This is a genomic window from Kitasatospora sp. NPDC008050, assembly GCF_042957465.1.
Classification (GTDB): Bacteria; Actinomycetota; Actinomycetes; order Streptomycetales; family Streptomycetaceae; genus Kitasatospora.
In genome coordinates this window covers 696,595-709,936 of the sequence record NZ_JBIBIJ010000001.1, presented here as the reverse complement: position 1 = coordinate 709,936, position 13,342 = coordinate 696,595, and the positions used below count along the sequence as shown (strand labels likewise).

General features: G+C 74.2%; 8 protein-coding genes. All 8 read left to right on the top strand.

The features are described from left to right. Window positions 1-155: 155 nt before the first annotated feature. The 8 genes from ACFZB9_RS03065 to holA all read left to right on the top strand — a co-directional run bounded on the left by ACFZB9_RS03065 (window position 156) and on the right by holA (window position 13,339). On the top strand, window positions 156-1,442 hold the full coding sequence (locus ACFZB9_RS03065; RefSeq protein WP_391443212.1) for a hypothetical protein: 1,287 nt from the start codon (window positions 156-158) through the stop codon (window positions 1,440-1,442). Window positions 1,443-1,533: 91 nt separating this feature from the next. Further along, window positions 1,534-2,523, top strand: coding sequence for a UDP-glucose 4-epimerase GalE (galE, locus tag ACFZB9_RS03060; protein WP_391443211.1), 990 nt, complete (start codon window positions 1,534-1,536; stop codon window positions 2,521-2,523). A gap of 247 nt (window positions 2,524-2,770) precedes the next feature. Continuing rightward, window positions 2,771-5,686 carry a leucine--tRNA ligase gene (leuS, locus tag ACFZB9_RS03055; RefSeq protein ID WP_391443210.1) on the top strand — a complete coding sequence of 972 codons (2,916 nt, stop codon included), beginning with the start codon at window positions 2,771-2,773 and terminating at the stop codon, window positions 5,684-5,686. Window positions 5,687-5,898: 212 nt separating this feature from the next. Further along, window positions 5,899-6,729, top strand: a complete 831-nt coding sequence (locus ACFZB9_RS03050; RefSeq protein WP_391443208.1) for a hypothetical protein — start codon at window positions 5,899-5,901, stop codon at window positions 6,727-6,729. Between the two features lie 57 nt (window positions 6,730-6,786). Further along, the gene (locus ACFZB9_RS03045) at window positions 6,787-7,638 is read left to right on the top strand and encodes a DegV family protein (RefSeq protein WP_391443207.1); all 852 of its coding nucleotides are present in this window, start codon (window positions 6,787-6,789) and stop codon (window positions 7,636-7,638) included. Between the two features lie 404 nt (window positions 7,639-8,042). Beyond that, window positions 8,043-8,996, top strand: a complete 954-nt coding sequence (locus ACFZB9_RS03040) for a helix-hairpin-helix domain-containing protein (RefSeq protein ID WP_391443206.1) — start codon at window positions 8,043-8,045, stop codon at window positions 8,994-8,996. Window positions 8,997-9,045: 49 nt separating this feature from the next. Beyond that, on the top strand, window positions 9,046-12,369 hold the full coding sequence (locus ACFZB9_RS03035; protein ID WP_391443204.1) for a ComEC/Rec2 family competence protein: 3,324 nt from the start codon (window positions 9,046-9,048) through the stop codon (window positions 12,367-12,369). Then, window positions 12,344-13,339 (top strand): DNA polymerase III subunit delta, encoded by a 996-nt coding sequence (gene holA, locus ACFZB9_RS03030; RefSeq protein WP_391443203.1) that lies wholly within the window; start codon window positions 12,344-12,346, stop codon window positions 13,337-13,339. The genes ACFZB9_RS03035 and holA overlap by 26 nt, the downstream gene beginning before the upstream one ends. The last annotated feature ends 3 nt before the right edge of the window (window positions 13,340-13,342 follow it).

Here is a 13,342-nt window from a genome sequence, read left to right as displayed (position 1 = left end):
ATGTCTTACGCTGTGTGACCGCTTCTGGTTACGCGTTGCGGCAGTGGCCGCCCTGGGCTGGTGAAAGAGCTGGCCCAATCGGCCGTTCGGAATACGGAGGGTGACCTGCGTGTGATAGCGCGCGAGTCCCGGCGAAGGCCCGCTACCGTCGGGCCATGGCCGACCTCGTCCGCAAACGCAACGAAGAACTCGCCCGGATACTCCACCAGCTCTCCTGGAGCCCGGAGCGGCTGGCGCGTGAGGTCAACCTGGTGCTCCCCGCCGGTCTGTCGATCAGCCTGACCGCGCCGTACAAGTGGCGTGACCGCGGCATGGTGCCGCGCGCTCCGCACGATCTGACGGTCTGCGAGGTGCTCAGCCGCGCGGTGGGGATCGCGGTGACCTATGAGCAGCTGTGGGGCCGGATGGGCAGCAACCGGGGCGCCAAGGTGCTGTCGGCCCGACTGCTGACCGACCCGTGGACGGCGGACACCGCGCAGGTGGCGCTGCGTGAGGCGGGGGCGCAGGCAGCGCCGGTCCGGCTCACCGACCTGTTCCGCGGCGAGGAGCTGGCGGCGGCGGTCGAGCACTGGTCGACCCAGCCGCCGCCGCTCACCGGCGGCGAGGGCGCGCTGCGCGTGACCGGCGGGCAGCTGACCGACCTGCGGCTCGGCTACCACGGCAAGTGCCGGCTGGCCCAGGCCTGTGGCGGCGGTCTGGTGCTGGAGCCGGCCAGGGCCGAGCTGGTGATGGCGGGCAAGCTGCTGGAGCTGGGCGGCTACGCGCAGGACGAGCGGCTGGGGCGCGCGCTCTACGGAGCGGCCGGGCGGCTGGCCCGGCTGGTCGGCTGGGCCGCCGCCGACCTCGGGCAGGAGGCGGCCGCCCAGCGCTCCTACGTGGCGGCGCTGCGGGCCGCCCATGCGGCCGGGCAGCCGCGGTTGGCGATGAGTGTGGTCGGCGGCCTGGCCGTGCAGATCACCTACCAGGGCACCGGGCGCGGTCTGGACCCGGCCGCGCTGCTGGGCCGCGCGCTGGCGGCGGTCGGCGATCGGCTCTCGCCGCGCCAGCAGGCCCGCCAGCTGGGCCGGCTGGCGCTGGCCCGGGCCAGGCTCGGGCAGCGGGCGGGTGCCGAGGCGGCGGCCGAGGAGGCCTTCGCCCTGCTCGGCGCGGAGGGTGGCCGGCGGCGGGCCGAGCTGCTCGGCCTGGTCGGCGGGGCCTACCTGTTCCTGGAGGAGCACGAGCGGGCCCGGCCGATGCTGACCGAGGCGGTGGCCGGTGCGGCCGGGGTCAGGGCCCGGGCGCTGCTGCTGATCCGGCTGGCCGACTCCTGGCGGCGCACCGGCGAACCCGTACGGGCGGGCGAGGCCGCCGACCAGGCGCGCCGGCTGGCGGCCGGGATGCAGTCCCAGGTGGTCGCCCGGGCGCTGCGGGAGCTGGACGGGCGTCCTGGCCAGGCGGCGTAGGCCGGGCCCGGGCGTCCGGCGGACCTTCGGGTGCGGAGCGCTGGGCTACGCTTCCCGGGACACAGCGGACGGACGGGAAGGCTCGCAGCTCATGAAGGTACTGATCTCCGGTGGCGCCGGGTACATCGGCAGCACCGTCGCTTCGGCCTGCCTGGATGCCGGCATCACGCCCGTCGTCCTGGACAGCCTGGTGACCGGCCGTCAGGAGTTCACCGAGGGTCGGGCCTTCTACCAGGGTGACATCGCGGACGGCGCGCTGGTGGACCGGATCTTCGCCGAGCACCCGGAGATCGAGGCGGTCGTGCACTGCGCGGCGCTGATCGTGGTGCCGGACTCGGTGGGCGACCCGATCGGGTACTACCGGGCGAACGTGGCCAAGAGTCTGGACTTCGTCGAGCACCTGATCCGCAACGGCTGCGAGAAGATGATCTTCTCGTCCTCCGGGTCGATCTACCTGCCCGGCGAGGACTTCAGCGTGGACGAGGAGTCGGGCATCGCCCCGCAGAGCCCGTACGCGCGCACCAAGGCGGTCTGCGAGGCCATGTTCGCCGACATCGCCGCCACCCAGCCGATCCGGATCCTCTCGCTGCGCTACTTCAACCCGATCGGCGCCGACCCCGCGCTGCGGACCGGCCTGCAGGTGCGCCGGCCCAGCCACGCGCTCGGCAAGCTGATCGAGGCCCAGGAGGCCGGCGTGCCGTTCCAGGTCACCGGCACCCACTGGCCGACCCGCGACGGCTCCGGCATCCGCGACTACGTGCACGTCTGGGACCTGGCTGGTGCGCACGTCGCGGCGCTGAAGGAGTTCGAGGCGGCGCTGGAGGGCAAGCGCTCCTCGGTGATCAACCTCGGCACCGGCACCGGGACCACCGTCAACGAGCTGATCGACGCCTTCAACAGCGTGGTCACCCCGCCGGTGACGAAGGTCGAGACCGGGACCCGCCCCGGCGACGTGGCCGGCGCCTTCACCCGCAGCGACCGGGCCAAGCGCCTGCTCGGCTGGCAGCCGCAGTTCAGCCTCGCCGAGGGCATTCGCGACTCGCTGCGCTGGGCCGAGATCCGCGACGAGCGGCTGGCCTGAGCGCAGGCGTGCTCGGGGCACTCGCCACGCCCCGAGCACGCCTGCGGTACCCTGCTGCCATGCGAACCGTGCGCCTGCTCCTTAGCCGGCCGCGCTGACCAGGACCGGCCGAGCCCAGCGGGCCACGCCGGAGTCAGCGTGGCGCCCCCTCCTGTCGAGGGGCTTTTTTGTTTCTCCGGGCCCTGCGCGCCGCGCCCGCCGACCCCGCTGACGATTCGCGATCTGACACGATGGAGCCTGAAGGATCATGAGCGAGACGACCCCCGCCGCCACCGCGGCGGCCACCGAGCCGTTCCGGACGCCGACGTTCAAATACGGCGCAAGCCTGGCCGCCGACATCGAGGCCCGCTGGCAGGACAGCTGGGAGAAGGAGGGGACGTTCAACGCCCCCAACCCGGTGGGCCCGCTGGCCTCCGCGACCGTCGGTGCCGGTGAGGTCGCCGCCAAGCCGCACAGCTTCATCATGGACATGTTCCCGTACCCCTCCGGCGCGGGCCTGCACGTCGGCCACCCGCTGGGGTACATCGCCACCGACGTCTACGCCCGCTTCCAGCGGATGAACGGCCACAACGTGCTGCACACGCTGGGCTACGACGCCTTCGGCCTGCCCGCCGAGCAGCACGCGGTCGCCACCGGCGTGCACCCCCGGATCTCCACCGAGGCGGCCATCGCCAACATGCGGTCCCAGCTGCGCCGCCTGGGCCTGGGCCACGACTCCCGCCGGTCGATCTCCACGATCGACCCGGAGTACTACCGCTGGACCCAGTGGATCTTCCTGCAGATCTTCAACTCCTGGTACGACCAGGAGACCTCGAAGGCCCGCCCGATCGCCGAGCTGATCGCCCGGTTCGCCGACGGTTCGCGCCCGACCCCGGACGGCCGCGCCTGGTCCGAGCTGTCCGGCCTGGAGCGCGAGGAGGTGCTGGGCGAGTACCGCCTGGCGTACAGCAAGGAGGTGCCGGTCAACTGGTGCCCCGGCCTGGGCACCGTGCTGGCCAACGAGGAGGTCACCGCCGACGGCCGCTCCGAGCGCGGCAACTTCCCCGTCTTCAAGTCCAAGCTGCGCCAGTGGATGATGCGGATCACCGCCTACGGCGACCGCCTGATCGCCGACCTGGACCAGCTGGACTGGCCCGAGGCGATCAAGCTGCAGCAGCGCAACTGGATCGGGCGTTCCGAGGGCGCCCGGGTGGACTTCCCGGTCAAGGCGCACAACGGGGGCGCGCAGGACCGGGCGATCACCGTCTTCACCACCCGCCCGGACACCCTGTTCGGCGCCACCTACATGGTGCTGGCGCCCGAGCACGAGCTGGTCGACTCGATCGTCCCGGCCGCCTGGCCGGCCCAGACGCACGCCGACTGGAAGGGCGAGGCGCACACCCCGGCCGAGGCCGTCGCCGCTTACCGGGCCATGGCCGCCGCCAAGTCGGACGTCGAGCGCCAGGTCGACGCCAAGGTCAAGACCGGCGTCTTCACCGGCGCCTACGCGACCAACCCGGTCACCGGCAAGCCGATCCCGGTCTTCATCGCCGACTACGTGCTGATGGGTTACGGCACCGGCGCGATCATGGCCGTGCCCGCCCACGACCAGCGCGACTTCGCCTTCGCACGCGCCTTCTCGCTGCCGATGACCTGCGTGGTCGAGCCGACCGACGGGCGCGAGGCGGACCCGGCGAACTGGGACGAGGCCTTCGACACCTACGACTCGGTGATCGTCAACTCGGCGGCCGAGGGCATCTCGCTGGACGGCCTGCGGGTGGTCGACGCCAAGGCCGCCGCCACCGCCTGGCTGACCGAGCGCGGGATCGGCGAGGGCACCGTCAACTTCCGCCTGCGCGACTGGCTGTTCAGCCGGCAGCGGTACTGGGGCGAGCCGTTCCCGATCGTCTACGACGAGGACGGCGTGATGCACGCGCTGCCCGAGTCGATGCTGCCGGTCGAGGTCCCCGAGGTGGACGACTACTCGCCGCACACCTACGACCCCGACGACGCCGCCAGCACCCCGAAGACCCCGCTGTCGCGCAACGAGGCCTGGGTCACCGTCGAGCTGGACCTGGGCGACGGCGTGCGGACCTACCGCCGCGAGACCAACACCATGCCCAACTGGGCGGGTTCCTGCTGGTACGAGCTGCGCTACGTCGACCCGGTCAACGCCGCGAAGGTGGTCGACCCGGCCAACGAGGCGTACTGGCTGGGCCCGACCGAGCAGAAGCCGGCCGGTGGTGTCGACCTGTACGTCGGCGGCGCCGAGCACGCGGTGCTGCACCTGCTGTACGCCCGCTTCTGGCACAAGGTGCTGCACGACCTGGGCCACGTCTCCTCCGTCGAGCCGTTCCACAAGCTGTTCAACCAGGGCATGATCACCGCTGACGTCTACCGTGACGCGCGCGGCTTCCCGGTGCCCGCGGTCGAGGTCGAGGAGCGCGACGGCGGCTACTACTGGCAGGGCGAGGCGGTCACCCGCGAGGCCGGCAAGATGGGCAAGTCGCTGAAGAACGCGATCGCGCCCGACACCATCTGCGAGGAGTACGGCGCCGACACGCTGCGCCTGTACGAGATGTCGATGGGCCCGCTGGACGTCTCCCGTCCGTGGGACCCGCGTGCGGTGGTCGGCTCCTACCGCTTCCTGCAGCGGCTGTGGCGCAACGTGGTCTCCGAGGAGACCGGCGAGCTGGTGGTCGGCGAGGAGCCGGCCGACGAGGCGACCCTGCGGGCGCTGCACAAGGCGATCGACGGGATCCGCGGCGACCTGGCCGGGCTGCGCTTCAACACCGCCGTAGCCAAGGCGATCGAGCTGAACAACCACCTGGTCAAGCGTGGTTCGACGCCGCGCGAGGTGGCCGAATCGCTGGTCCTGATGGTGGCGCCGCTGGCCCCGCACATCGCCGAGGAGCTGTGGCACCGGCTGGGTCACACCGACTCGCTGGCCTTCGCCGACTTCCCGGTCGCCGACCCGGCCTATGTGGTCGACGAGGCGGTGACCTGCGTGATCCAGATCAAGGGCAAGGTCAAGGCCCGCCTGGAGGTGCCGCCGACCATCTCGGACGCCGAGCTGGAGGCGCTGGCGCTGGCCGACCCCGCGGTGGTCGCCGCGATCGGGGACGCGCCGGTGCGCAAGGTGATCGCGCGGGCGCCGAAGCTGGTGAACATCGTCACCGGCTGACCGCCGCACGTCGGTTGCCGGGCCGGCCGCTCCGTTCGCGGGGCGGCCGGCCCTTGCCGTCGGTGGGCCTCGTTGCTCAGGGACATCCCTGAGCCGACCCTGATCTGCCCCGCGATTCCCCCTTCGGCCGGGTTCAGCCCGCTCCGCGACGGCTACCGTGGAAGCTGACGCGGAGCCCCTACGAGCCCGCCCTGGTGGAAGGCGGCACCCTGATGGAAGCGATCGGCGCACTGGTCATCCTGCTCTCGCTGTTCGGGATCGCCGTGGTCACGCTGCTGGTGGTCGGCGCGGTCAAGGCGACCAGGGCGGTGGCGGCGAAGGTCGAGCGGACCGAGGCGCAGGCCCGCCGGGCGGTGGAGAACGTCACGCTGAAGGCCAAGACCTTCACCAAGCCGGGAGCGCAGGGCGAACTCGCCGCGGTCCGCCTGGGGTTGCGCACCTCGCTCACCGGTACGCGCGAGGTCCTGGCGGCCGGCGTCGGCTCCGACGAGCAGCTCACCGAGGCGCTGGGGCTGCTGGACCGGCTGGACGCGCACGCGCTGGAGCTGGACGCCGAGCTGCGCATGCTGGAGCGCGAGCCGCAGGCCTCCCGGATCGCGGCCAAGCTGCCCGAGCTGCGCGAGCGGGCGGACCGGATCACGCACTCCGCCGAGTCGATGCGCTGGGCGGCGCAGGACCGGATGCAGCGCTTCGCCGAGGACGAGCTGAGCCGGCTGAGCGAGGAGTGCGAGAGCGAGGCCGGGGCGCTGCGGCACTGGGACCGGGTGGGGGAGCGGGGGGCCGGCGGCGCCGCCGGCCCGGCCGGTGATGCTGCCGCTGGTGGCTCCGCCGCCGGTTCGGGGGCCGCGGCTGGTGGCTTCGCTGGAGCTGGAGCTGGAGCTGGAGCCGGAGCCGGAGCCGGAGCCAGTGCCGGAGCCGGTCGGCCGGGGATCGCGGCGCGGGTCGGGCGGTTGAGCGCGCAGGAGGCGCTGAACCTGAGCGAGCCGCTCAGCCGGCTCGGACAGCGGCTGCGCAAGGCCGACCCCGGCTCCTCGGTGGGCTGAGGGCAGGAGGTCGGGCTCGGCTGTCCTCGGTCGCCTTCGGGGAGTAACCTCCGGCACATGCCCGCCGACCTCGCGCTTGTCACCGACTCCACGGCCTACCTGCCTCAGCAGGCTGTCGACCGGTACGGAATCTCGGTGGTCCCGCTGAGTGTGGTGGTGGGCGAGGAGGTGCTGACGGAGGGCGTCGAGATCGCCCCCAAGGACGTCGCCGAGGCGCTGCGCGCCAAGCAGCGGCTGACCACCTCACGGCCCAACCCGGAGACCTTCGCCGCCGCCTACCGCGCGGCCGCCGAGGGGGGCGCCGAGGCGGTCCTGTCGATCCACCTCTCGGCCGAGCTGTCCGGCACGGCCGAGGCGGCCCGGCTGGCTGCCGCCCGGGCGCCGATTCCGGTCGAGGTGGTGGACAGCCGGCTGGTCGGGATGGCGCTGGGCTACGCGGTGCTGGCCGCCGCCCGGGCACGGGACGCCGGGCTGGCCCCGGCCGAGGTCGCCGCGGCGGCCGTGCGCCGGGCCGCGGACACCCGGGGCTTCTTCTATGTCGACACCCTTGAACACCTGCGGCGCGGCGGCCGGATCGGTACGGCGCGCGCGCTGCTCGGCTCGGCGCTCGCGGTGAAGCCGCTGCTGCACCTCGCGGGCGGGCGGATCGAGCCGCTGGAGAAGGTGCGGACGGCGTCGCGGGCGATCGCGCGGCTGGAGGAGATCGCGGTCGAGCAGGCCGGCCAGGGGGAGGTGGACATCACCGTCCACCATCTCGCCGCGGCCGAGCGGGCCGAGCCGCTGGCGCAGCGGCTGCGGGAGCGGGTGCCGGGGGTGCGCGAGGTGGAGGTGCTGGAGGTGGGGGCGGTGATCGGTGCTCATGTCGGGCCCGGGCTGCTGGCTGTGGTGGTCGCGCCGGCGGGTGACTGAGCGGTTGTGCGGTGTGCTGGTATGACGGTCCGAGTGTCGATGATCTGATCTGACGGACGGTCAGTTATCCACAGTGGTGCGGTTGTCCACAGATTTCGAACCGAATCTGCGGGCGTTGTGGGGCGCTGCGTACGTTCGGCGGCATGAAAGGTCTACCCGCTCCCGTCACCACCCGCCGTCGCGAGGCCGCCGAGCTTGCGCGGAGCCGGCTCGCGCTCCTCCTTCCACCCGACTCGCCCGGGCTCGGTCCACCGGCTGCGGGCTCCGGGGGCTTGCTCGATCCTGAGCCCGCGCTGCTTGAGCATGCGCCGCCTGGGGTCGCGCTGTCTGAGCCCGCGCTGTCTGGGGCCGCTTCGTCTGAGCCCGCGCTGTCTGGGGCCGCTTCGGTTCAGGGTGCCGACAGGGTGGCCAACCGTCTGCCGGACGACTGGCCGCACGGCTACGGGCGCCGCGCCGGCCGCCGCCGCGCCACGTCCACGCCCGGGGCCGACCGCGCGGCCGACCCGGTGGCCGACCCCGTGCCTGCCGCCCTGGGCACGGTTGTTCCGCTCGACCCCCTTGCCGTGCCGTCCGCCCGACACGCCCGCCGGGTCGGCCGGGTCGGGTTCCGATGGCCCGGCGCCCTGCAGTCGCTGCTCTGGGTCGACCGCAAGGCGGTGCTCGGCCTGGTGCTCCTGTTCCTGCTCGCCGTCGGCTATGCGGTGCAGCACTTCTGGTTCGGCCGTCCGCAGGCTGTGGCCGTCCCGGTCGCCGCGGTCGGACCAGTGACCCGCGCGGTTGCCCAGGCCGATCCCGGGGCCCTGCCGGAGCCGGCCGTACCGCCGGAGGCCGCCGCCCAGTCGGAGCCGGCTGCCTCGGCCGCCCCGGTCGCGGCAGCGGCAGCCGACGGCTCGGAGCCCGCCGCCCCGCCGAGCAGCGGGCCGGGGCGTGCTGCGCCCGCTCTCGCACCCGTCGTGGTCGATATCGCCGGTCGCGTCACGCACCCGGGTGTCCGCACCCTGACCGGCGGCTCGCGGGTGGCCGACGCGCTTCGCGCGGCCGGCGGCGCGCTGCCCGGGGTGGACACCGACGGGCTCAACCTGGCCCGGGTGCTGGTCGACGGTGAGCAGGTCCTGGTCGGTGCGCCCGCCCCGCCGGTCGCCGCCCAGCCCTCGGCGGCGCCCAAGCCGCCGATCAGCCTCAACCGGGCGACCCTGGAGCAGCTCGACGCGCTGCCCGGCGTCGGACCGGCCCTCGCCAAGCACATCCTCGATTTCCGCAGCTCACACGGCCCGTTCCGGTCGGTCGAGCAACTCCGTCAGATCAGCGGGATCGGCGAACGCAAGCTCAGCGACCTCAAACCGCTGCTCACCCTCTGACCTCTGCGCGGCCCTGCCCCTGCCACACCACCATCCCCGGGGGACTCCGATGTCCAAGCCTCCCGTCGCCGCCGGCCGATCCCCGGTCGCCCCGTCGCCGCCCTCCCTCGACCTGCGCCTGCTGCTGCCGACCGTCGCCGCGTGGTGCGTCACCGCGCTGCTGCTCGGAGCCGATGCCCACGCCGCCCCCGCCCTCCTGATCGCCGCCGTCGTCGCGGCTGGTTGCGGCGCGCTGCTCCTGCTGGTCGCCCACCACCGCGACCGCCGCCGCTCTCAGCCCGACCGCCCTGAACCTGACCGCCCTGAACCTGACCGTCCCGAACCTGACCGTCCTGAGCCCGAGCGCCCTGGGGTCGACCGCCCGCATTCGCTCGCCACGATGACCGCCGCCGTGCTGCTGACCTGTGCGGCCGCCACCACCTGCACCGTGCTGCACACCGCCGACCTGTACCGCGGCCCGATCCCCGCGCTCGCGGTCGAGTCGGCTGACAGCACGACAGTTGACGGAGCGTCGGCCGCCGGCCCAGGCTCTGCCGCCGCACGCGGCGCCGTGAGTGTGGACCTCACCGTCACCGGTGACCCACGCTCCCGCACCGCCCGGGCGCGCGGCTCCAACCCGGGGCGGCCGGTGCTGACCGTCGAGGCGACCGCTGACCAGGTCAGCACCGCGGCGGCCACCACTCGCACCCGCACACCGGTCATCGTGATCGTCCAGGAGCGCGACACGGCGGCTTGGCAGGGCCTGCTGCCATCCGCCCGGATCGCCGCCGAGGCCCGGGTCCTGTCCGCCTCCCGAGCCGGGCGGGACACCGGGGCTGCCCTGCTCGCCCAGGGCCCGCCGCGGGTGCTCGCGCCGGCGAACCGGGCCCAGCGGTTGGCCGGACGCCTGCGGGCGGGTCTGCGCCAGGCCTGCGCAGGGCTGTCCCCGGACGCCCGCGCCCTGCTGCCGGGCCTCGTGATCGGCGACACCTCCGCGATCCCGGACGAGCTGGACGAAGCCTTCCACGTCACCGACCTGGTCCATCTCACGGCGGTCAGCGGGGCCAACCTCTCCATCGTGCTCGCCGTGCTGCTCGGCGCGCCCGCCCGGGCGGGGACCGCCGAACGTGGTGGGCTGGCCGCCCTCGTCGGGCTCCCGCTGCGCGTCTCCGCACTGCTGGGCGCGGTGCTCACGGTGGCTTTCGTCACCCTGTGCCGACCGGATCCGAGTGTGCTGCGGGCTGCCGCGACCGGCCTGCTCGGCCTGCTCGCGCTCGCCCTCGGACGTCCCCGGCAGGCGGTACCGGCGCTGGCCGGCGCCGTACTGGTCCTGCTGCTGGTGGATCCGTTCCTGGCCCGCTCCTATGGGTTCCTGCTGTCGGCGCTGGCCACCCTCGGCCTGCTCACCGCCGGTCGGCGCTGGGCCAAGGCGCTGCACGCACGGGGCTGGCCGCACCATCTCGCGGACGGGATCGCCGCGGCCGCCGCCGCCCAGGCGTTCTGTGCTCCAGCCACGGTCCTGCTGGCGCCGCGGGTCAGCCTGGTCGGCATCCCGTGCAATCTGCTCGCCGAACTCGCCGTCACCCCGGTTACGTTGATCGGCTTCGCCGCGCTGATCAGTGCCCCGTTCTCGGCCGGCCTGGCCCGCTTCCTCGCGGAACTGGCCGCATGGCCGACCGAGTGGCTCGCGGCGGTGGCCAGGTACGGCGCGGCTCTGCCGGGTGCGGAGCTGGCCTGGAGCCCGGGCTGGCCGGGCTCCGTCACCCTCGCGATCACCGTCCTGACCGCCTGCTACGCCGTGCCGCCGCTCCTGCCACCCGGCCGGCGGTCGCAGGAGCCCGACGGCGGGTCCGCGGCGGCCCGGCGTGGGGTGGCCTGGCGTGGGGTGGCCCGGCCACCCGGCGTCCAGCGGTCCGACGGCCGGCCGCTCGATGCCCGGTCAGCTGACGCCCAGCCAGTCGACGCCCGGTTGCCGGGCGCCGGGCCCTCCGATGCCGGGCTGCCCGGCATCGGGCAGCCTGTCGAGCACCGCACCAGCCGGACGGTTCGGGTGGCCAGGGCCCTGGTGGCCGCCCTGCTCGCCGCCGGGTTCCTCGCCCTGCTGCTCCGTCCGCCCGCGTTGGTGCGGATCGCCACCGGCTGGCCGCCCGTCGGCGCCAGGCTGGTGATGTGCTCGGTGGGCCAGGGGGACCTCCTCGTCCTCCCGGTCCCGGCCGGTCCCGCCGCCGGGGTGCCCGACACCGCGGTGGTCGTCGACACCGGCCCGGACCCGGCGGCGGCCGATGTCTGCCTGCGCGACCTCGGCATCACCAGGGTCGCCCTGGTCGTCCTGACCCATTTCCACGCCGATCACAGCGAGGGCCTGCCCGGAGTGCTGCGCCACCGGGCGGTCGGGGCGGTCGAGACGACCACCGTGGACCTGCCGGAGGGCGAGGTGGCCAAGGTCTCCCGCTGGGCGGCCGAGGCCCAGGTGCCGTTGCTGCGGGTCACCCCGGGGGAGCACCGCAGCGCCGGCCCCGAGCTGTCCTGGGACGTGCTGTGGCCGACCGGGCGGCTGGGCCCCGAGACGCCCGGGGCGAACAATGCCAGCGTCGCCCTCCTGGTCACCGCGGGAGCACTGCGCTTCGCGCTGCTCGGTGACCTCGAACCGGCCGCCCAGGCCGAGCTGTTGAACCGGGTCCGGCCCGGGGCGGTGGACGTCCTCAAGGTGGCGCACCACGGCTCGGCCAACCAGGACTGGGAGCTGGCCCGTGCCCTGCGCCCGCGCCTGGCGCTGGTCTCGGTCGGCGACAGCAACCCCTATGGCCACCCGTCCCTCCGCACGGTGGACCACCTGCGCGCGCTGGGCAGCACCGTGCTGCGCACCGACCGGGCCGGCGACATCGCGGTGCTGGGCGACACCCCGGCCACCCTGCGCGCGGTCACCCACCCCCACCCGGCCGCCGAGGCCGCCGCCGAACCCGCGGGTTCCGGACCCCTCAGCCGTCCTCGCGCCAGCCGTCGTGCGCCGCCACCACCGCGTCGACCTCAGCCAGCAGAGCCCGCTCCCAGGCCTGCGCGGGCTCCTCCAGAACCACCAGCCACTGCGCGTCCTCGGCGTCGTCCTCGCCGGCCAGGGCGTCGCGGACCAACTCGAAGGGGCCCAGCAACGGCCACCGTTCGAGCAGGGCCCGCGCCACCTCCTCGGCGGCGTCGCGGTCGGCGAGAACCAGCAGCTGTCGGCCGCTGGCCACCGGGCGGTGGTTCTGGTCATCGGTGTCGTCGGCGTTACGAGAGCTCACGACAGCCATTCTCCCTGCCCCGGCCCCGCCTTCGGCCAGGGCCTGGGCGCCCGGTGCTGTCGGTCGGGCGTGGGATGCTGGTACGCGATGGCCAGGAAGAGTGCACCCGATGACCTGCTCGCCCCGCTGACCCTCGTGGTCGGCCAGGAGGAGCTGCTGCTCGATCGTGCGGTCGCCCAGGTGGTGGCCGCGGCGAAGGCGGCCGACCCGGACACGGACGTGCGCGACCTGGCGCCGGGCGGTCTGCAGCCCGGCAGCCTGGCCGAGCTCACCACGCCCTCGCTCTTCGCCGAGCGCAAGGTGATCGTGGTCCGGGCCGCTCAGGACCTCGCGGCGGAGTCGGTCAAGGAGGTCAAGGCCTACCTCGACGCGCCCGCCGACGAGGTGATCATGATCCTGGTGCACGCGGGCGGAGCCAAGGGCAAGGGGCTGCTGGACGCGGCCCGCAAGGCCGGCGCCCGCGAGGTGGCCTGCCCCAAGCTGACCAAGGCGAGCGAGCGGATCGCCTTCGTCCGCGGGGAGTTCCGCACTCTCGGTCGCTCGGCCAGCCCGGAGGCCTGCCAGGCGCTGCTGGACTCGCTCGGCGGGGACCTGCGCGAGCTGGCCGCAGCGTGCAGCCAGCTCACCGCCGATGTCGAGGGCACCATCGACGAGCGGGTGGTGGCCCGCTACTACAGCGGCCGGGCCGAGGCCACCGGCTTCGAGGTCGCCGACTTCGCCGTGACCGGCCGCGCGGCCGACGCGCTGGAGCGGTTGCGCTGGGCGCTGGCCGTGGGGCAGCCACCCACCGGGATCACCTACGCGCTGGCCTCCGGCGTGCGCAGCATCGGCCGGCTCGCCACCGCGGACCGCTCGATGCGTCCGGCCGACCTGGCCCGCGAACTGGGGATGCCCCCGTGGAAGATCGAGCGGGTCCGCCAGCAGATGCGCGGCTGGACCGGTGACGGGGTGGCCCTCGCGCTGACCGCGATCGCGCAGGCCGACGCCGCCGTCAAGGGCGGCTCGGACGACCCGGCCTACGCCCTGGAACGCGCGGTGGTCACGGTGGCCCGGGCCGCCCGGTCCGGCTCCCGCCCGTACTGACCG